We start from the raw sequence: 19,053 nt of genomic DNA, 5'->3' as shown, positions 1-19,053 counted from the left end.
TGCGCCCTGGTCAGAGCGTTGCGCAAGTCACGGCGCCGCGCCCTCCACGGCGAGATCGGCCGCTTCCTGCGCCAGGGCCTGCCTATCGAACTCCTCGTCATGCTCATCCTGCGACATCAGCCTCTCGCATGCGTGGCACCGGAAGTACCCGTCGTCCTCGCGGCGTACCCGGCCTCGTTCGCCGCAGCGTGGACATCTGATCGGCGACTGGGCGCCGACGGGGTCGGACTTCGTCAGACCGCGCAGTCGTCGCTGCCATGCGAGCGTCGCGCGGCCGAACTGGACGCTTCCCGGGTGGAGCAGGATCGCGTCCAGCTCGTCCAGGAGGAAGGTGATGCTGACCCGCCGGGCGTGTCCGGTGCGGGCTCGTTGAGGCCGTACCGGATAGGCGCGGAACGCCCGCCAGTCGTCCTCCACCGTCACCAGCGCCCCGTACAGTTCGTCCAGGGTGTCGGTGATCGGTGACAGCGTCGGCGCCGAGCTGCCCTTCCCGACGTGCCCGGTTTTCTGCGCGCCGCGCGACGGGCCCCCGCGGTGCCCGTCGGACGAGGCGGCCAGCAGGCTGGCGAGGTCGTCCAGCTCGGTCAGGGCGGCACGGATCAGCGAGCAGCAGCGCCCCGACCACGTGGGATCGCCCAGCACCGGGTTCACTGACGGCCGCTCCGGGCGCGCCGGCGGGTTGCCGCGCTTGGCAGGCGGTTCGCCTGCCCAGAGCCCCAGCAGGAGCCGGTACGTCTCGACCTCCGCGTCGTACTGGTCGATCGCTTCGCGGTAGCGGCGGTTGCACGGGCCGGGGCAGGCCCCCTCGTCGTACGGCATCGAGCTCCCCTCTCTCTCCAGGTCAGGGCAGGTTCATCTCGGTGTAGGGCGAGGTATGGCATTCGGTGCACGCGGCCAAGCCGCCGATCTTGTCCATGCCCTCGATGGTGAGTGCGTACAGGGTGGCCGCGAGGAGCGTCTCACGGCCGCATGCGGGGCAGCGGAGCCGGCGAAATGGGCCGACGGTAGAGATCAGCTTGTTGTCGTCGTCGTGCTGGTCTTGGTCGGACGTCTCGTCATCTGCGTCCTCGGCCTCCCGGAGGATGTCGAGCGGCACCCACTCCAGGTGGTCCGCAGGCGCATGCTCGTCGTGGCCGAACAGCTGGCGAGTGAGGCGAACCGCGACGGCACGGTGCTGCGCGGCAACTGCTCTGGCCCGCAGTACGGAACTGTCGTGGTCGGCCTCGATACACCGCTGCGCCGCGGTGACCGCTTGGAGGATCCGCTTCACCCAATGCAGACGTTGCGTCGCCGGCAGGCCGTTCCAGAGCTTGAGCCACTGCCCGGGTGTGCGTGATACGCCCGGCAGCTTGGGCGCGTCGGACTCGCCGGCGCGCAGCCGCGCGACCTCGGCCTCGGCCGCCTCTGCGCGCAGCCGCCACGCATCCAGCCCGGCCTGCTCCTCCCGCCGCGGCATGGGCCCGGGAGAGCTAGTCACCGTCGTTCTCCACGACAGCGGCGATCTCCCGCGGGACGATCTCCGACAGCAGCAGGGGCCATTCACGGCCCAGGCGGGCGGTCGTCCTCGGGTCGTCCACCTTGTCGACTACCGCGAGGAGCAGCTGGTCAGCGACACGGCGAATCACCTCAGCAAGGATCAGTCCTTGCTGCTCGGCGATGCGCACCTGGACATCCTGCTCTTCACCTCCCAGGCCAGACACCACGATCGCCGACGCAGGGTCACCGAACAGGACACGCCGGTGCCGCATGGAGACGTCGATCAGCCGGATCAGGTCGCCGGTGGACATCGTGGACGCGTCCAGCGCGGTCAACCTCTGGGCGACCTTCCCGACGGCGGCGCCCAGGATCTTCGCGTCCACCTCGGCCGCCTTGCGGCGCTCCTCGATCCAGGTCGCCTCATACATCTGGTCCAGATGCTTGTCGTAGGCCTCGGCGCGTTCGCGCCACCGGAACGCCGCCGCGACCTGCCTGACCCATGCGTCGGCGCGTTGCAGCTTGTCCGCGGTCCTGCGCACCGTACGGGTCCGGCCGAGGTCGCGGAAGGTGACGAACTGGGCGTGCTGCCTGGTCGACTCGTCTGGTTGCCTCTCCCACGGGTCTAGATGCGGGGCGAACTTGATGCGTTTCAGTTTGCTCATCGCGGCTCGGTGGGCTCCGCGTTCGAGCCTGACAGGTACTCGCCGGCGAGACGTTCCAGCAGCAGATAGCCCTGCCCGCGCGGGATCTCCTTCAGCCCTTCCGCCCGGGCGATGGCCTTGTTGATGGTGACCGCCGCGGGAGCAGGAAGGGTCCGCGCGCCGAGAACGGTCTCCAGGCCCACGTGCCCCGTGTGGGTCGCCCCGCCCTCGGGGCCGGTGTACCCGGCCTGGAGGTCGGCCAGGTGCCGCTCGGCGATGGACAGGATGATGTGCAGCGCGGTGGCCACGTTGCCGACCTTGTGCGCGGCGTGCGTGGAGGCGAGCGTGTCGAGGATCTGGTCGTAGTCCGCGCGGGCCGCCAGCCAGCTTTCGTCCTGGCCGACCCGGGCCGCCTCGAATGCCGTGCGCGCGGCCTCGAGTTCGTTCGGCAGGAAGATCAGGCTGACGGTGGCGAAGTCCAGGTTCGCCTCCGAGATTCCCTCCGGCTGGACCTCGGCCAGGAGTTGCAGCTGCTCGTCGTCCAGGCCGGAGTACGCGCGCCAGTCCACGTCCTCGATCTGGTCGTACAGGTGCTTCAGCGTCGCCGGGTCGTCCTGGCCCTCGATGGCGTTGTGCGACAGCTGGCGGGCGAGGAGCCGCTGTTTCTCCTCGACGTCGTCGATCAGCATGACGTCGATCTCGAACACGCCGGCCTCGGCCGCCGCGTCGCAGCGGTGGTTGCCGGACAGGATCAGCTCCTGGCCCTCGGGGTACTCGCCGGCGCCGTACACCAGGGGGACGCTGGTCAGGCAGCCGTCCTCCTTGATGTTGGCCACCAGCCGGTCGAACTTCTCCTTCGTCATGAAACGGGCGTTGACTGGGAGCCGGGTCAGGTCGCGCGGGTCGCGGCGCACGATGCGGGGTCGCAGGCGAGGCGCGGCGGAGGTCGTGTCGGTCATCGGCTGTCCTTACCGTGCTTGCGCTTCCACAGGGTCAATGCCTCGTCGAGGGTGTACGCGCCGAGCGGGCCGCCGTACTGCAGCTGGTAGCGGTGGATACCGTCGGCGGCCGGTTGGCTGCGTTTCTGCAGCGTGACACCGGGGATGCCGCGCCCGTACTTCGCGCTGTTGGGGTTGTCGGTGAACGCGGTCGTCGACCAGGCCGTGATCCTGCGCGACAGGGACCGCTGCACGAGGAGTTGCGCCTCCGTGGTGGAGGCGGCCATCACGATGAGCTTGGCCAGTCGCCGGTACCGGGTCCACGCGACCGGGAAGTCGCTCATCAGGTAGGCGCAGGCCGGGTCGAATTTCGGCGGCAGGTACGCGAACGCGCCGATCAGCTGGCCGTCGACGGCGACGCCGCACGCGATCAGCGGCGTGCCCGGCTTGATGGTCTTCGACATGAACTGCGAGCGGATGCCGGCGAACTGCGGGCCGGTCAGGATGTGCAGCGTCATCTTCTCGCCGAGCTCGTCCTGCGGCCCGATCTTCGGCATGGGGATCGGCGCCACGGCTTGCCGGGGGCGGACGATCCGGCGCGGCCCGGCCGCCGCGTACACCCAGATCGGCAGGCCACGGTTCGCGGTCTGCACGACGCCGGCGAGCTGCGGCCGCAGCTCGGGCCGTTCGATGTGCAGGCCGAGCATCCAGTTCGGCCGGTCCCGCACCTGCGCGATGATCTGCTCCTTCCCGTCCTCGTCGAGCTCGTTGAACGACGGGGCCGGCCAGTCGAACGCGGCGTCGATGGGGGCGAACTGGGCCTCGTAGTCGCCGCCATAGAAGGGTGGGAACATGACGACCGGCGCGTTGGCGGGGACCTCGGTGGCGAGGTAGTCGCGTACGTCGCCCGCGAAGTACGAGCCGAGCCGCACGGTGAGGTTGCGCAGCTTGGTCGCGGTCTTCTCGTGCAGGCGCGGCCACTGCTCCTCGGTCGCCGCGAGCATCCGCTGGTAGTACGGGCCGGTCTTGCCGACCCACTGCAGGAACCGCGTGCCGAGCATGAGGGTGGCGAGGAGGTCTGTGGGGTCGTCCAGGTAGGGCCTGAGCCAGCCGAGGACCTCCTGGTGGTCCTCGCGGAGGGTGAAGGGGACAGGCTGACCGGCGAGCCACCAGCCGAGCGCGCTGGAGTACGCCTGGACGTCGTTGCCGTGGACGGCGCGGGTGTCGCCGAACCGCGCGTGCAGCACTCGCTCGATGGTGAAGTTGCCGGAGCAGCCGACGTAGATGTGCTCACCGGGCCAGGTGCCGGCGTGCTCGTAGATGATCGAGCGGAGCGGAGCTGGGATCGATCCGTGAAACATGGCCAGCCCCCGGTCTCTGGCGATGCTGTCGAGCGTCGGCCAGGAGTCGAACCTGGTGCCTTCCCTCCGGACGAGGGTTGTGCAGCCGTTGCACCTCCGACGCGAGCGACCGGCCGCAATGCGAACAATCGTTCACTATGGATGCTAACCGATCATCGCATGCGAAGGTCAACATATACCCCTGGCACGGCAAGGCCCCCGGCTGTGGAGCCGGGGGCCAGGGGGCGGGTCAGTGCGAGAGGCCGAGCTGCTTGCGGGCGGCAGCGACGTCGACGCGCGGGGTGAGCTGCATGACGTCGGCGATGGCGTCGATGGGGATGAGCTTGATGAGCGAGCTGACCTGGCCGTGGTGGGCCTTGTAGGACAGTTCCAGGATCACGGCCTCCTGGTCGACGTACTCGTCGGGCTGCACGAAGTGCAGGACGGTGCCCGTCCAGGTCTTGCCGTTGGTGGTGGTGACGGCGACCCGCAGCCCGGCGTACATGTCGTACGGGAGGATCGGGAAGGGGGCGGTGCCAGTGGTGGGGAGCTGGGCGGGCATGGCGGCCTCCGTGGCGGTGGTGGTGGGGGAGTTCATATCTTCATCATAGTACACTGTGATCTTGCCCGTACAGGGATTGGCGTCGTTTGACCAGGGGAAATACGCCCGCAGGAACGGGAAAGCCCCCAGCCGCGCGGGCTAGGGGCCAGGGGCCGCGGATTCAGACGCTCAGGCCGTAGCTCCCCAGGTATCCACTGACGGCGTTGACCACGTCGCAGCCGGACCACGACTCGTCACCGAGCATGACGCCTTGCTGTGCGAGGTGCTCGATCAGCTGGCCGACCTGGACCGGGACGTTGATGGGCGAGGGCTGGCCGACGGTCACGGTCGCTGTCTCGGCGACCAGCGCACCGTCGACCTTGGCCGACTTGCTCGCTGCTGCGGCCTCGCCGGCCTCGAACGCCCAGCGGAGAAGGCCCAGCAGCCGTTCACCGTTGCCGGAGTCCAGGGTCGCACCGAGGAACTCGCGCTCCGGGTACTCAAGATCAACGGCCTCCTGGCCCCCGAGGTAGCGGACGGCGCTAATGAACTTCTCGCTGTTGCTCATGGCCAAGCGTTCCTTTCTGAGGGAGATGGGGTGGCCCGGCCCTGTAGGGCAGGGCCGGTCTGTTCGGTAGGGCAGAGGTGCCCCCGCCCGCGCGCTGCTAGATGAACTCGTCGAAGTCGGCCGGGTCGGACTCTGCGACCCGGCCGGCCATCTCGCGGATCTCGGCCTCCCAGGCGGGGCTGCCAGGGACGAAGTCTCCGAAGCCGGTGAAGCCGAACTCGATGTACTGGATGATCATGCCGAGCGGCACCTTCTCGTAGAGCGCGGTGGCCTCGGCCAGGAGCGGGGCGAACGTCTCCGGGATGAGCCTGGTGCGGATGTCGGTGGGGAGGGCATCGAGGAAGTTCATGGGCCGTCCTTCTTGGTGGAGTGAATCAATTTCTTATATCTTCATCATAGCAAACTGGCGATTCGTAGTGCCAGGGGATTCGCCCGTGAATCGCCTGTATTTTCGCAGGTCAGAGCCCCTCCGAGTCCGCCTGTGACTGCCGCGATCAACCACGGCGAGGGGAGGGTAGAGGCCACCCGGAACCCCGCTTAGGGGCCGTTTGACGGCCGTGGCGCACGTCGGGGTAGCCGCGGGTACGCGAAGAGGCCCCCGGCGCGCGATGCGCCGGGGGCCGACCTCGTCTCAGCTGGGGTGCTGGCTACTCGCCCCGGGTGTCCCACTCGATGGTGACCCTCCACCGGCCGGCCCCCAGGGGAGCCTCGTCGGCCGTCGCCTGCGCCCACCGCAGGTCGTTCTCGTAGGTCCCAAAGATCCAGGCCAGGACCCGCAGCTCCGCTTCCGGCCCGGTGGCCGCGTCGATCGCGTAGAGCGACTTCAACGTCCGTTCGTCGATGTCGCCCTCCACGCCGAGGTGCTTGGCGTTCCATCGGTCGATGGGGAGCTCGGGGAAGAGCCCCTTGATGCTCGCAGTCATTTCGTCTTCCTTTCTCAGATGCCGGTGCTGGTGTAGTGGGGTTGGGCCCGTCCCGGCCGGGAGATCCGGCCGGGGCGGGGTTCGGGGTGTCAGACGGCGTGGGCGAGCAGGCTGATGACCTGCTTGCTGGCGAGCTCGAAGGCCGCCTCCGTGTCGCCGAGGCTGGTGGAGAGCAGCTTGGAGTGCTCGGCTGTCGACGCCTGCAGGGCCTGGAACCTGTCGTACAGCGTCCGCACCTTCCTCTCGGAGTAGCCTTCGGCGCGAGCCTTGGCGATGTCGGCCGACAGCTGCTGCAGCTCCTCCGTCGTCTTGGTGGTGAACGCCTCGATGACCATCTCCCTCTCCTCCTCCTGGTCGAGCAGGGGGATGCGGGTCAGGTTGCTACCGGCGCCGAACATCTTCACCAGGCCCCGCAGCGCCTTCAGCGGGGCTGCGTGCGCGCGGTGCACGAAGTACACCCCGCCCGACGCGCGGACCCGGAGGGCGTTCAACGACTCCACGTAGGCGCGGACCACCGAGCGGAGCCGGTCGCTCGAGTAGAACTGGCACTGCTGCCGGAACGTCTCCTCGATGGCGTTCAAGGTGTCCCGGACCTTGACCTGCTCGCCCTCGGACAGCGCGTTGATCGCGGAGTGGTCGGGGTGCACCTGCAGGACGCCGCAGCCGGGCCGGCCGCTCTCCGTCGGGTCACGCCAGAACACGACCTCTGCCATCCGCGTGTCGTACGACAGGCGGGACGCGCCCTCGTCGCGGACCTCACGCACCAGGTGCCGCACGAACCTGAGGTTGTCCTGGCTGACGTGCCGGATCATCAGGGTCACCTCGGTGACCTTCTCACCGGGGGTCGGCTTCCCGGAGGGGTCGCTGGTCAGCTTGTACTTGGATCGGACCCCGCTCGGGCCGGTGACCCGCTGGAAGGCGTCGTCCTCGCGGATGGGCGCCGGCAGGAACTTGCCGTCCAGGCCGAGCTGCAGGAACCAGCGCTCCAGGTCGGGGCGGGTCACCCGCGACTCGTAAACCGAGTAGAGGACGAGGTGCCCCAGGGCGGGCGCGTCGCTCGTCTCCATCGCCGTGGTGAACGCGCTGAGGGTCTCCATGGCGCTGCCCTGCTCGGCGCTGCCTGCGGGGGTCGGCGTGGTCATCGAACTTCCCTTCGTCAAACGGGCGTTTACGTTTCGGGTCAGATGGCGCGGAACAGGTCTCGGCTGGAGTCGACGTCGGCCAGGTCGGTGACGTGGCGCAGGTTGTCGCACAGCTCCTCCAGGACCCGGCCCGGCCGCTGCGCGATGGACACGCCGAACACCCGGAACCCGATGGCGTCCTTGCGCCGCCGCCAGCCCTCCAGCCACTCCCCGGTGACGCGGCACTCCCCGTCGGTGATCAGCACGACGTCGCCGTGCCGCACGTGGTCGGCATCCCAGCTATCGGCGAGCAGGTCGGCCGCCTGGTCGAGCGGCTCGGAGAAGCTCGTGCCACCGCCGAAGAAGTGCTCCGCGAAGTCGATCACCTCGGTGATGCCGGCCTGCCCGCGCGGGAAGCAGAACTGCTGCTGCCGCTCCTCGGAGGCGAACAGGATGGCCACGAAGTCGCGGGACGTGGCGCGTGCCTGGTCCAGCAACGCCAGGGCGCATGCCTTCGCCCACGCCTCCCGGGTGATGCCGCCGACGTCGGTGTCCTCCATCGACGACGAGCAGTCGATGAGCGCGACGATCGTGCCGCTCCCGGCGTTCTCCTCGCCCTGCGTGTCGTAGACCATCAGCCGGCCTTCGGCCAAGCGGGACGCGAACTCGGCGCGCAGCGCCGGCACCGCCAGGGCGGCCAGCTCGGACGGCACGAGCCGGGACAGGTCGTCCCCGAGGGTCACGCCGACGTACTCCCCGCCGGCGTGCTGGACGCGGCGGGCCCGCTCGCCGGCGGCCATCGTCCGGAACCGGCCGATCAGCTTCGCGAACTGGGCGAGGCGGCTCCCGGCCAGGCGCTGCGCCAGCGCGGCCCGCTCGGCGAACGGCAGGCGCTGCAGCTGGCCCGGGCCGACGCCCCAGGCGGCCATCATCTCCGCTTCCTGCTGGGCCTCCTGCGCGGCCTTGTGCGCGGACGCGCGGGCAGCGGACCGGATGCCCGGCGCCGCCGCGGCGATCGCCGCCTGCGCGGCCGCTGCCGCCTGGTCGTCCGCCTGCCCGGCGGCTTCGGCCGCGGCGATCGCCGCCGCGACCTGCTGCCCGGCAGCCTCGGGGACCTGCCCGTCTTCGCTGGCGGCGGCGCACGCGGCCTCCAGGGCGGCCTGCACGGCGGCCGCCGCCTGGTCGGCCGCAGTCTTCGCAGCCGCCGCCTGCTGCGCGGCCTGCTGCGCTTCCTTGCCCTGTTCGAGCATCCCGCGCAGCGCGTCCGCCTGCGACAGGACGGCCATCGCCGCCGCGTACGGGTCGCCGGTGGTGTTCCTGCGCAGCTCCTCGAATTCGGCGGAGCCGAGCAGCGAGGTCATCACCTGGTGGTTGACCACCCGCGACGGGTCCATCTCGTCCCGGCCGCGCAGGTGGGGCGACGTCTTGTACGCGGCCGTCCACACGTCCTGCAGCAGGTCGGTCGTGTGGTCGTGCTTCTCGGCCAGGTCGTGCGCCAGGTGCTGCAGCGCTGCCGCCTGCCCGAGGGTGTCGGCCCACGTCATCGTGTCGAACCGGTCGGCCTCGACGGCCAGGGTGTGCGGGGTGGGCGTGGCCTGGGCGGCCAGGCCGAGCCACCGCCCGGCCCGGGCCGCCAAGTCCTTCAGCTTCGAGAACTTAGGCTTCTTCACGGTTGCGTCTCTCACAGGTTGACGGTGCTGGTGTTGAAGCCGAGGGCGTCGGTCAGGACCTGGGCGTGCACGGCGCGCTTGCGGGCGATGACCTCGTCGATCGTGGCCGTGGACCGGCCGGCGGCCTCGGACTTCTTCCGTAGCTCGGTGAGATCCCTCTCGGCCTTGGCGAGCTTGCCCTGCGCCTCCTTGATGGCCCAGTCGGCGAGTTCCTCGCGGCTCTTCCCGGCCATCTGCGCGAGCTGGGCGGCGATCTCCTCGATGCCGTCGAGCAGGTCGAACGCCAGCCGGCCGTCTGGGTTGACGACCTGCGCGACTTCGCGTTCGACCGTGGGCCGCTCCGCCGGGACGTTCCACAGCACGTGCGCGAGCATCTCCAGGTCGTTCGTGGTGACCGCCTGGCGGCCGTCGAGCCAGGCGGACGCCTGCAGCAGCCGCACCGACTGCCGCCACCTGCGGTCGGAGGCGACCAGCCCGGCGAGGCGCAGCGAGGCGCGCAGCGCGCCGATCGCGTCGATCACCCCGTCGGGGACGGCGACGCGGGGCACGTGGACGCGCACGGCGGTCTGCAGGTCGGCAAGCGGCACCGTCGTCGGGATCGCCGGCGTCCCCGCGTCGACGGCGGAGCGGAGCAGCTGCGTGAAGTTCGCCTCGTCGCTCAGGTAGTCGACCTCGATCCGTACGAGCAGCCGGTCGTACACCGCGGCGGACTCCTCGGCGGTGGGCAGCTCATTCGACGCGGTGATCGCGGAGATCAGGGGGCAGGCGATCGGGGCGCCGCCCGACTCGGGGTGGTACAAACGCTCGTTTAAGAACGCGAGCAGCTCGTTGAGGGCACCGCTGCCGCACTTGAAGATCTCGTCGATGAACGCGATGTGGGCGCGGGTGGCGCGGCCGTCCCACACCTGCTGGTAGACGCCCTTCATCAGCGCGGCCACGTCGACCGGTCCGAACATCTTCTTCGGGTCGCTGTACTTGCTGAGCAGGATCTCCCACAGCTCGGCGCCGTCGATCCGGCTGGTCAGGTCGCGCGCGAGCTCCGACTTGGCGGTGCCGGGCGGGCCGAGCAGCAGGCTGTGCTGGCCGGCCAGCATACACGCGACGAGGGCCTTCACGACGCCGCCGCGCTCGAGGTAGCGGTTGGACACCTCGGTGCAGATCGCGCGCAGCCGGGCCGCGGTGACCGAGCCGTCGCCGGGGTCCGTGGCGCCCGGGGCAGGCGCGGTGGTGGTGGGGGTGGTCATTCGTCTCTCCTTGGTGGGTGGTGTCGATCAGTTCTTATATCTTCATCATAGTAAACAGTGATCTTGTTGTACAGTGGTTTGGCCTTGAATGCGGCTCAATGTCCGCCTTTGAAGGGGCCGCCGGGAACGGCCTCTGTCAGGGCCGACCTACCTACATCCCCAGGTCCAGCACCAGATCCACGTGCGTCGCGGGACTCTTCGGCCGGACCGACGTGACGACGTACGAGGCAGCCAGCTCGTAGCCTTCGGCCAGCGGCGTCGACGGCCTGTGCCGGGACAGCCGCGAATCCGGCCGCATCGTCACGAGCGGACCGCCGGCCTCCAGCCAGCCCTCCGGGTACGCGCGCTTCACCTCCGCCCGCCACCGCTCGACGTTCGAGCCCGGTCGGCGCACCGCAGGCAGGTCCCGCCACCCGGGCCAGCAGTGATCGTGCGCGTCCTCGACCGCTTCCCGCTCCGAGCGCCAGTCCGGGCCCTCCCACTGGCATCCAAGGCACGCCCCCCGCCGCTGCTTCCGGTACTCCCAGCCCGACCGGTGCAGCACGGTCGGCCGGTGCAGCGGGGCAGTCGAAACGAGCGGCTCCCCGCGGAGCGACTCCGAGCCCGGGTGCCCGTAGAAGATGCACCACATGCCACGCTGCTCGCCCCAGGGGACGGCCAGGAAAGCCGTCTGGCGGGCCACCGCGCCCGCCGCGATGCCGACGTCGCCGGTGTGATCGCCATGATCGCCGTGCACTGTCACTCCTTCGGCTGAAATGGGGCCGCCCCCGCCAAGACGAGCGGGGGCGGCCACGTGGCGGGTCGGATCAGACGAGGTCATCGCGGTCGTCGAGCTGCGTGCAGATCTCGCCGATGGCCTGCGGAACGCTGGAGTGCGGGATCTGCTCGTCCAGCCAGGCGACCTCGCCGGCGTCGAGCGACAAGCTTGCCCAGTTCTCCAGCTGCGCGCGCGTCAGGACGACCAGGTCGAGCAGCGCGGCCGTCACGTCGCCGCCGTACTGGTCGCCGACGAGCTGGTGCAGCAACTCCTTCCGCGTGCTCGGGGTGGCGCGGCCCTGCTCGCTGTCGTCGAACACGACGCTGTCGCCGACGTCGATGCGGACCGGGACCGTCTCGTCGCTGCGGATGAGCCTGTCCTCGGGGGTGTCCAGGTCTATCGAGACGCGCACGGCGCCGACCTTGGGGTCCAGGTAGGCATACACCTGCACGCCGGCGACGGTCATGCACGGCCGGGTCTTGTCGTCGACCTGCGGCGAGAACCCGGCAGCCCGGTTGGCGGCCTCACAGGCGCTGGTGTCCGGGAACGCGTACACCGCGGCCATGGTGTCAGGGGTGGTCATCGTGGTCCTCTCTCGCAGAGCCCACGCTCGGCGGGCAGAAATGGGGCCGGGACGGCGCTCACGGCGCCGTTCCGGGCAGGGTTCAGAACAAGGTCAGGTCGAGCCCGGCATCCGGCTTGGCGCCGAGCTCGGGCACCTCCTGGCCGGTTGTCTGCAGCCACCAGGTCGCGAACATCGTGCGGTGGCACCAGCTGCCTGACTTGTTGAGCTGGTCGAAGCACAGCAGGACCAGCGGCGCTGCGGTTCCTCCAGCCGCGGTGTGGATCGCGGTGAGCTCGGCCAGGATGCGCTCGGCGCCGCTGGAGCTCAGCAGGCGCAGGTAGGCCAGCTCGTATGCGGCCTTGGAGAGCCCGAGCATCGGCCTGGTGGGGGTGATCAGCTGGGCGTGGCCGGCGAGCTTGTAGTCCAGCTTGAGGCGCGACGGCGCGCCGACGGTTGTGCGGACCGGGGTGCCCATGTCGGGGCCGAATTCCTGATAGGTGCACGTCGCAAGGTTCATATGTCCATGTATTCATGTGCCCCCGGGGCAGGTGCCCCGGGGGCGGAGGGTGGGGGTCAGATCAGGTCGCGGCGGCGGGCCTCCGCGCGCTGGCGGGCGGCCTCCGCGCGGGCGGGGTCCTTGATGCCCCAGCCCTGCGCGTGGGCCTTGTCGTCGAGCGCGTCCGCTTCGGCTGCCTTGGCGGCTTCCGCGGCGGCGATCTCGGCTCGGTAGCTGCCCGGGAGGGGGCCGTTCTCTGCCTCAAGTCGGGCGGTGATCTCGCGCCAGGTGGCGAGCTCGGTGGCGTATGCGCTCATGGCTTCCTCCAGTGGGGAACGGTCGACTTCTTATATCTTCATCATAGCAAGCTGTCCATTTGTGCGTGCAGAGGTTGAAGCGCGTTTTTGCAGGTCAGGGCTTTTGCGGGGTGCTCTTTCCGCCAGCGGGCTCGTCTACGCTGAACAGGTCGAGCTGGCGCACGTGACAGGAGCACCCGCACAGATAGCGGCACGCGCGGTCGGCCAGCCACACCTGAGAGGCCGTCGTCCGCCGCGGTCCGAACACGGTCATCGTGGGGTGCTCCATCCGCTCGTGCTCGGGGAGGTTGACGGGCGGCCAGCCGCCCCCCAGCGGCATGATGTACGTCTCGCAGTGCGGGATCAGCACCAGGCGGCGGCATGTCTCGTGATCGCCGCCCCGCTCGCAATGCGGAGTCCACTCGCATGGGCAGCGCAGGTCGGGTTCACGGCCGGGCCAACGCCGCCACTCGGGCCAGGCGTTCCCCCGGATCCACACCGCGGTTTCCTCGCTCATCGGGGCGGTCATGCGGCACTTCCGAACAGGTCGAGTTGCTTCGGCTGGCGGGCGTGCCAGCTGTGGTTACGGATCGTGTGGCCGGGTCCGGTCGACACGACGGCCAGGACCGTGTTGACGTTGGTCCCCGCGTCGCGGAACGACGACTGAGGCAGGGGGATGATCTCGCCGTCGTGCTTCTTCAGCAGCGCGCGGAACTCCACGCACGCGCGGCTGGACATCCAGTTGACCCATTCGGGCAGCACCGACACCAGAACGCCGTCGTCCCCAAGGAATGCGAGCGCGTGCGAGACGTGACTCAGGGCGTCGGAAAACGGTGGGTTCATCACGACCCGCGCGAATCCTTCGCCGTAGGACAACGGGGCGATGCTCAGGAAGTCGCCCTGCACGACACGCCGGTAGACGCCATGGCCGTCCAGCACCGAGGCGCGATGCTCGTCGAGCTCGACGACGTCGACGACGGCGCCGCGCGCGACGGCCGGGCCGGCGATCGACCCGATCCCGGCCGATGGCTCCAGCGTGGTCTTGCCCGGGTACTTTTCGCTGATGCCCGCGAGGGTGAGGACCTGTTCCACCACGGCGGGCGGGGTCGGGTACCACCCGGTGTCGTACCGGCTCGGGAACTCTCCGGCCGCGATCGCGTCCGCCATGAACGACTCGATGTCGCGTGGGAAGACGTGCGCGCGCACCGCCCGGCGGCCGTCCCACCGGCCGCCGGCCTCCCTCAGGGTCCTGTTCACGCGCTCGTACAGCCGGTTGTCGAGCTCGAAGGGGATGTAGATCCGGTCACGCTCGATGACCGTGCGGGGGTCGGTCAGGACCCCCAGCACATCAGGCAGGATCTTCACCGGTGCGCTCCCAGCCGCTCGGCGAGGATCTCGCGGGCCTGACCGTCGTCGTCCTGACCTTCGAGGTTGACGGCGAACGGCTCGCTGCCGATCAGGCCGAACACGACGCGATTGCCCGTGTAGTAGGAGGTGATCCCGCCGAACCCGACGACCCGCTCGGAGTTGCGCGCCACCACGTGGACCAGGACGCTGACCGCCTCGTCATCGAGGGACGCGTCATCGTCGTTGGCCCACCAGGGGATGGTGGCCAGCACCTCGTGGGCGACTATCGCGTACAACGCCCGTCGGGCCGCCCGCTCGGTGGCGTATACGGTCGATTCGGAGGCTCGGCCGGGGGCGTAGATGACCCACTGGTCGTCCTGGGGGCGGGGCAGACCCTGCCCAGCGGGGATCAGGTGCAGCGCGTAGTCCGACCCGGGGAAGTACTCGACGGCTGCGGCCATCAGCCGCTGGTGCTCAGGCAGATGCACCCGGTACTGGAGCGGGTTCTTCTTGTCCAGGTCGTGCAGCCAGGCATCGCCTTCCCACACGGCATAGCCGCCGCGCCAGGCGTAGAAGCTGAGCGCGTCCTCGTAGTCGCGGTAGTCGTGCGTCAGGTCCGGCCTGTCGACGATCACCTGTGAGCGTCCTGGGGGGATCGGGGTGGTCATGGGTGTCACTCCGTTGGTGTGTGGTGGATGGCGGGTGCTGCCGCGGTGGGCAGCGACTGTGGCGGGTCGGATGAGCAGGGTTCGCCGCTCGGCGTCGGCGAGCTCTGGGCGGGGCTGGTCTCCTCGAGCGCGAGTTCCTCGGCCGCGATGCACATCGCCGAGACGACGGACGTGCCGTGCTCCGTCGCCCAGGAGTAGGCGTCGTCCAGCCTGGCGCGCGCTGACTCGCGGACGTCCCGCTCGGCGTCCGCTGGGCCGTCGCTGCTCAGGGCGACGACCAGCAGGAAGAAGTCGGGTCGGTGCTCGGCGGTCAGGTCGTCCAGCCCTGTGTCGTCCGGGTAGGGCTCGATCCCGGTGTTCCGCTGGTGCTCGTAGGCGACGCAGTCGAAGATGAAGGTCGCCTTGTCGAGGACGCCGCTGAGGGTCATCGTGTGCCGTGCGTCGTTCCAGCCGGCCCGCGCGGTCACCGCCCAGGCGATTGCGTGCAGGACGTCGGTGGGCGTGCCGCCCGCGGCCGCGCAGTCGGCGGTGATCTGGGTCAGAGCGTTGATCGGTGGGGTACGGTCGGGGTCGAACAGGGCGGTGACGCCGCCGCTGGTTGTCATGCCTGATTCCTTCCTGATCAGCCGAACAGGGGCTGCTGGACGGCGCGGGTGGGGGTCCGGGGCTTGGGCGGCGGGGTGCGCAGGACGGCCATGCAGTAGCCGCCGCCGGGCCCCATGCCCGGCACGTGCCGGGTGCCGCCCGGCGTCCGGTACTCGCGCACCGGGCCCTGCCGGTCGAACCAGCCGGCCGGGTACGCCGCGCGGGCCTCCTTCTCCCACCGGGCAATCGCCTTCTTGTCCTCGTGCGGCCGGTGCTCCATGACGGGCATGTCCCGCCAGCCCGGGTAGGCGTGGTCGCAGCCGTCCTCGGCCGCCGTGTTCTCGCTCGACCGCTCCGGCCCCTGGTGGCCGCAGCCGCCGCACTGCGACTGGTACCGCAGGCGGCGGTCGGGGTTGGCGACGGTGGGCTCGGCGGGTTCGCCGTTCTTGACGCTCCGGTACTGGACATAGACCCGGCATGTGCGGGACATCTCGGGCGCCGGGTCGGGGCGCGCGTCCCAGGTGTTCCATTCGGTGGCGGTCACGGTGTTCGTCTCCTTCGTGTCGTGGTCGGGTGCCGGGTGGGCGGCCTGCGGCGGCCGCCCACCCGGCGGGGCTGGTCAGCGGTGGCCGGTGCGGGCGCGGCTGCCGGCCGGGCGGCGCGGCCGCCGGGTCAGCTGCGCGGCGAGCTGCTTGCGGTCGGCGAGCATGTCGTAGAACCACTCCCAGTCCTCCGCGCTCGCGGGGGTGGTGCGGGTCATGTCGCCCAGGTCGGCGCCCGCCGCCTGGACGTGCTCGTCCAGCTCTTCCTGCTTGGCGGCGAGGAACGCCGCCACGCCGGGCCGGTTGGGGCGGGCGTGCGGCTGGCGGACCCGGCGGTCGACGCGGGCGGCCAGCGTGCGCAGCGCCGCCGCCTGGCGGGGGATCGCGGCGCAGTCGTCGCACAGCCGCGGGGCGCCGAGGTTCAGGCAGTCGAAGCCGGGCAGGGCGACCAGGTAGCGGGCGCCCTCGTGCAGCGCTTCGACCACTGTGCAGCACTCCTCGGCGGTGAGGATCAGCGTGAGGCGGCCACTGGTGCGGGTGAGCTCCCGGCCGATCTCCTCGCCGAGCTGGTGGAAGTACATGGCGCGACCGAGCTTGTCGCTGCAGGTGCACAGGTCGTACTCGTAGCGGTCGCAGGCGTCGCACCAGCCGTCCGAGCTCAGGCTCAGCTCTCCATGGGCCAGACCGTCCTGCAGCGCCTCCCAGCGGCGGACGGGCAAGGTGATCACGATGGCGCGGGTGCGGATGGCGGGCATGGTTGGTTCCTTTCGTTGGTGGTCGGGTCGTGGGCCGGCCCCGGCGGGTCGCCGGGGCCGGGTGTACGGGGGTTGGCCGGGGGCCTAGTTGTGCCAGCAGTAGTCGCAGTCGTCGACCAGCCGCTGGTTGCAGCAGGGGCTGTAACCCTCGTTGGCGGAAGTGGGGTTCTCTTTCTCGCCGCAGGCCTGGCAGTGGTGCATTTGACGCTCCCTGGTCAGATTGGAAACTCGAATTTCTATATCTTCATCATAGCAGGATGTGTCTATGCCCGTACAGATGTTTCCGCAGGTAGAACGCCTGAAATCGGCCGCTCAGCCCGCGGCCGGCTCCTCGTCGTCGGGCAGCCGCGGCGCCTGGGCCAGCACCGCGCCGCACCCGTCGCACCGCAGGTCCTCGTCGTCCACGGCCAGGTGCACCGTCCACGGCTGCACGTCCCCGACGTGCTCGCAGGCGTCGGCCATCTCCTGCGCCCGGTCATGGGGCAGGCACCCGCCGGCGCACAGCACCCGCTGGTCGCCGAGCTGGTAGGCCAGCGGGGACGGCGCCGGTGGCCGCACCCACACTCCGGGCTTGACGTGCGACGCCGGGACGAGCCGGTTGGGGGACTCGCTGATCACGGCTGTGACCTCCTCGTTGCGACGGTCTGGGGTGATGGGAAGGGGCGGGGGCCGATCGGGGCTGAGAATCGCTGTGAGCGGCCTGGCCGCCGGTGAGGCCGCGCGGCGGGACCGGCGCAGGACCGACCTCGCGGCCACGTAGGAGGGAGGGGCGATCTCGCCGTCGCCGGCGGCGCGGCGCGCGGCCACGCACTGCGGGTGGTCGCACTCGATGCGCTCGAACCGTCCCTCGCCGTCCCAGGCCCACGCGCGGGGCCGGGCCCGGCACCACAAGCAGGCGCGCACGGTTTCCGCCCGGGTCTTCACGGTGAGCGTGATCGGGAGGCCCCACTCGCGGGCGGCGGCCAGTATGCTCGCCACGCGGGCCTTGCCGATCAGGTCCGCGGGCAGGGTCCAGGCGCAGCCGACGTACTCGACGCGGTAGCAGCGGACGGTCCGCTGGATCATCTGCATCGGTCGGCCTCGCTCTCGCCGGCCACTTCCCAACCCCACGTGTCCCCGATCGGATACATGCCGTCCTCGTCGCGCTCGTAGGACTCGGTGACGGCGCCGCCCTCGTAGCTCTCGACTGCGGCGCCGTCCGGCGTGAACCGCATCCCCTGGTGCCAGAAGCAGGACTGCGCGGCCTCGTGGTTCGCCATGTCGACGATGCGCTGCGCGTTGGCCTCGTTGAACCGGGCCGCTGTCACGCGTCCCTCCGCGTTTACGGAGTAGTGGCCCTCGACCTCCAGGTAGGTGGGGCCCAAGGCGTCGGTGGTGAGTCTGCCGATCATGCGTTTTCTCCTCTGTGCGGGTAGGGGCCTGCGGCCAGGGGATGGCCGCAGGCCCTCAGGCGGGTGTCAGGCGGCGGGCTCGCCGGTGGTGGGAACCGCGTCGGGGGAGACCTGCAAGGCGCTGGCGCGCACGGTCGCGGCGGCCTGGGCCTCGCGCAGCTTCTTCGCCGCCTTGCCCGCGACGTCCTTCAGGTGGTCGATGCGCAGCTTCTGGGCGCCGAGCCCGCCCTGCGCGCCGGCCAGGAGCAGGGCCAGCTCGCCCGCGTCCATCGCGGCGATCTCCGACAGGATCTCCCCTGCCTTGTCCAGGCCCTCGATCTTGCCGACCAGCTTCTTCCGGTCGGCCGCGATGCGGTCGCGCTCCTCGACCGGCATGTCCAGGAGGACCTCCTGCCCGCCCCCGCCGGCCGCTCGGGGGGCGTCCTCGGCGAGGACGAACAGGCTTCCCTGCTTGGCGAGCCGCTCCTCCTCGGCCGCGCACGCCCGGGCGAACGCCTCGGCGTCGCGGGCGCTGGCGAAGTCGCCGCGCACGTACCGGGTCAGGAACCTCTTCTGGTTGTCGCCGGACAGGTTCGCGACGAACCAGGCCAGCCCGACCGGGATGTGCTCCTTCATCAGCGCTTCCTGCAGCGGCAGCTCCAGCTTCAGCAGGTCGATCCGCCAGCCGATGTACGCCTCGGATTTGCCGCACATGGAGGCGATGTCGGCGATGGTGTAGCCGAGGTCGGTCAGCCGCTGGAAGCCCTTGGCCTCCTCGATGGGGGTCATGTCGGCGCGCGACACGTTCTCGGCGACGGCCTTGGCGAGGGTCTGCGGGTCGCCGTCCTCGATGCCGTAGTGGATGAGGGTCTTCATCTCGGTCAGGCCCGCGATCTGGGCGGCGCGCCAGCGGCGCTCACCCATGATGATCGTGTACCGCTGGCGGCCCTTCTCGTCGGCGCCGGTGGGGCGGACGGCGATCGGCTGCAGCTGGCCGAGCGCCTTCATCGAGCTGGCCAGTTCCTCCAGCTTGGTCTGGTCGAAGTGCTCGCGCGGCTGGTTGGGGTCCCGGTCGATCTGGCCGGTGGGGAGGTTCTTGGCGACGATCTTCTTGGTGGCGGCCGGGGTGGCGTTGGTGGTCATGCTGTCCTCCGTGTGGGGGTTGGTGGGGCAAGTTCTTATATCTTCATCATAGTAAACTGGGATCTTG

Annotated in this window: 25 protein-coding genes and 1 tRNA gene; all 26 read right to left on the bottom strand. The window is 70.2% G+C overall.

Going from position 1 to position 19,053, the window contains the following annotated elements; all coding sequences use genetic code 11:
- Positions 1 to 27: 27 nt before the first annotated feature.
- Positions 28 to 819, bottom strand: a complete 792-nt coding sequence (locus AB0H21_RS20905) for a TFIIB-type zinc ribbon-containing protein (protein ID WP_358518803.1) — start codon at positions 817 to 819, stop codon at positions 28 to 30.
- A gap of 22 nt (positions 820 to 841) precedes the next feature.
- The gene (locus tag AB0H21_RS20900; protein WP_358518800.1) at positions 842 to 1,456 is read right to left on the bottom strand and encodes a hypothetical protein; all 615 of its coding nucleotides are present in this window, start codon (positions 1,454 to 1,456) and stop codon (positions 842 to 844) included.
- 13 nt (positions 1,457 to 1,469) lie between these two features.
- Positions 1,470 to 2,138, bottom strand: a complete 669-nt coding sequence (locus AB0H21_RS20895; RefSeq protein WP_358518798.1) for a hypothetical protein — start codon at positions 2,136 to 2,138, stop codon at positions 1,470 to 1,472.
- The gene (locus tag AB0H21_RS20890) at positions 2,135 to 3,076 is read right to left on the bottom strand and encodes a ParB N-terminal domain-containing protein (RefSeq protein WP_358518795.1); all 942 of its coding nucleotides are present in this window, start codon (positions 3,074 to 3,076) and stop codon (positions 2,135 to 2,137) included. Before AB0H21_RS20890 ends, AB0H21_RS20895 begins: the two co-directional genes overlap by 4 nt.
- Positions 3,073 to 4,416, bottom strand: coding sequence for a hypothetical protein (locus AB0H21_RS20885; RefSeq protein WP_358518792.1), 1,344 nt, complete (start codon positions 4,414 to 4,416; stop codon positions 3,073 to 3,075). The genes AB0H21_RS20890 and AB0H21_RS20885 overlap by 4 nt, the downstream gene beginning before the upstream one ends.
- Positions 4,417 to 4,447: 31 nt before the next feature.
- Positions 4,448 to 4,519, bottom strand: a tRNA-Gly gene (locus AB0H21_RS20880).
- A 126-nt stretch (positions 4,520 to 4,645) separates the two neighbouring features.
- A complete protein-coding gene (locus tag AB0H21_RS20875; RefSeq protein WP_358518789.1) occupies positions 4,646 to 4,993 on the bottom strand; it encodes a hypothetical protein in 348 nt (115 codons plus the stop codon).
- A 124-nt stretch (positions 4,994 to 5,117) separates the two neighbouring features.
- A complete protein-coding gene (locus AB0H21_RS20870; RefSeq protein WP_358518787.1) occupies positions 5,118 to 5,504 on the bottom strand; it encodes a hypothetical protein in 387 nt (128 codons plus the stop codon).
- Positions 5,505 to 5,601: 97 nt separating this feature from the next.
- Complete coding sequence (locus AB0H21_RS20865; RefSeq protein WP_358518786.1) at positions 5,602 to 5,853, bottom strand: hypothetical protein; 252 nt, start codon at positions 5,851 to 5,853, stop codon at positions 5,602 to 5,604.
- Between the two features lie 298 nt (positions 5,854 to 6,151).
- The gene (locus AB0H21_RS20860; RefSeq protein ID WP_358518784.1) at positions 6,152 to 6,427 is read right to left on the bottom strand and encodes a hypothetical protein; all 276 of its coding nucleotides are present in this window, start codon (positions 6,425 to 6,427) and stop codon (positions 6,152 to 6,154) included.
- Between the two features lie 89 nt (positions 6,428 to 6,516).
- Positions 6,517 to 7,569: a DUF6744 family protein gene (locus tag AB0H21_RS20855; RefSeq protein WP_358518782.1), complete on the bottom strand. Its 1,053-nt coding sequence runs from the start codon at positions 7,567 to 7,569 to the stop codon at positions 6,517 to 6,519.
- A gap of 38 nt (positions 7,570 to 7,607) precedes the next feature.
- A complete protein-coding gene (locus AB0H21_RS20850; RefSeq protein WP_358518781.1) occupies positions 7,608 to 9,218 on the bottom strand; it encodes a VWA domain-containing protein in 1,611 nt (536 codons plus the stop codon).
- 11 nt (positions 9,219 to 9,229) lie between these two features.
- Positions 9,230 to 10,462 carry an AAA family ATPase gene (locus tag AB0H21_RS20845; RefSeq protein WP_358518779.1) on the bottom strand — a complete coding sequence of 411 codons (1,233 nt, stop codon included), beginning with the start codon at positions 10,460 to 10,462 and terminating at the stop codon, positions 9,230 to 9,232.
- Between the two features lie 151 nt (positions 10,463 to 10,613).
- On the bottom strand, positions 10,614 to 11,198 hold the full coding sequence (locus AB0H21_RS20840; RefSeq protein WP_358518777.1) for a DUF6349 family protein: 585 nt from the start codon (positions 11,196 to 11,198) through the stop codon (positions 10,614 to 10,616).
- 70 nt (positions 11,199 to 11,268) lie between these two features.
- Positions 11,269 to 11,802, bottom strand: coding sequence for a hypothetical protein (locus AB0H21_RS20835; protein ID WP_358518775.1), 534 nt, complete (start codon positions 11,800 to 11,802; stop codon positions 11,269 to 11,271).
- 82 nt (positions 11,803 to 11,884) lie between these two features.
- A complete protein-coding gene (locus AB0H21_RS20830; RefSeq protein ID WP_358518774.1) occupies positions 11,885 to 12,301 on the bottom strand; it encodes a hypothetical protein in 417 nt (138 codons plus the stop codon).
- A gap of 56 nt (positions 12,302 to 12,357) precedes the next feature.
- Positions 12,358 to 12,597 carry a hypothetical protein gene (locus tag AB0H21_RS20825; protein WP_358518772.1) on the bottom strand — a complete coding sequence of 80 codons (240 nt, stop codon included), beginning with the start codon at positions 12,595 to 12,597 and terminating at the stop codon, positions 12,358 to 12,360.
- Positions 12,598 to 12,691: 94 nt separating this feature from the next.
- The gene (locus tag AB0H21_RS20820) at positions 12,692 to 13,093 is read right to left on the bottom strand and encodes a hypothetical protein (protein WP_358518770.1); all 402 of its coding nucleotides are present in this window, start codon (positions 13,091 to 13,093) and stop codon (positions 12,692 to 12,694) included.
- 8 nt (positions 13,094 to 13,101) lie between these two features.
- Entirely contained in the window at positions 13,102 to 13,941 is an 840-nt protein-coding gene (locus tag AB0H21_RS20815; protein ID WP_358518768.1) for a hypothetical protein, read from the bottom strand.
- Positions 13,938 to 14,591, bottom strand: a complete 654-nt coding sequence (locus AB0H21_RS20810; protein WP_358518765.1) for a hypothetical protein — start codon at positions 14,589 to 14,591, stop codon at positions 13,938 to 13,940. The genes AB0H21_RS20815 and AB0H21_RS20810 overlap by 4 nt, the downstream gene beginning before the upstream one ends.
- A 5-nt stretch (positions 14,592 to 14,596) precedes the next feature.
- Positions 14,597 to 15,196 (bottom strand): hypothetical protein, encoded by a 600-nt coding sequence (locus AB0H21_RS20805; protein WP_358518763.1) that lies wholly within the window; start codon positions 15,194 to 15,196, stop codon positions 14,597 to 14,599.
- A gap of 17 nt (positions 15,197 to 15,213) precedes the next feature.
- Positions 15,214 to 15,720 carry a DUF6349 family protein gene (locus tag AB0H21_RS20800; RefSeq protein WP_358518760.1) on the bottom strand — a complete coding sequence of 169 codons (507 nt, stop codon included), beginning with the start codon at positions 15,718 to 15,720 and terminating at the stop codon, positions 15,214 to 15,216.
- Between the two features lie 75 nt (positions 15,721 to 15,795).
- The gene (locus AB0H21_RS20795; RefSeq protein ID WP_358518757.1) at positions 15,796 to 16,473 is read right to left on the bottom strand and encodes a hypothetical protein; all 678 of its coding nucleotides are present in this window, start codon (positions 16,471 to 16,473) and stop codon (positions 15,796 to 15,798) included.
- Between the two features lie 312 nt (positions 16,474 to 16,785).
- Positions 16,786 to 17,544 (bottom strand): hypothetical protein, encoded by a 759-nt coding sequence (locus AB0H21_RS20790; protein ID WP_358518750.1) that lies wholly within the window; start codon positions 17,542 to 17,544, stop codon positions 16,786 to 16,788.
- Positions 17,535 to 17,864 carry a hypothetical protein gene (locus AB0H21_RS20785; RefSeq protein WP_358518748.1) on the bottom strand — a complete coding sequence of 110 codons (330 nt, stop codon included), beginning with the start codon at positions 17,862 to 17,864 and terminating at the stop codon, positions 17,535 to 17,537. Before AB0H21_RS20785 ends, AB0H21_RS20790 begins: the two co-directional genes overlap by 10 nt.
- Before the next feature lie 66 nt (positions 17,865 to 17,930).
- Positions 17,931 to 18,986, bottom strand: a complete 1,056-nt coding sequence (locus AB0H21_RS20780) for a ParB/RepB/Spo0J family partition protein (RefSeq protein WP_358518745.1) — start codon at positions 18,984 to 18,986, stop codon at positions 17,931 to 17,933.
- Between the last annotated feature and the right edge of the window lie 67 nt (positions 18,987 to 19,053).

Origin of the sequence: Sphaerisporangium sp. NPDC051011 (genome assembly GCF_040653595.1) — a bacterium.
Lineage (GTDB): Bacteria > Actinomycetota > Actinomycetes > Streptosporangiales > Streptosporangiaceae > Sphaerisporangium.
This window is presented reverse-complemented; position numbering and strand designations above follow the sequence as displayed.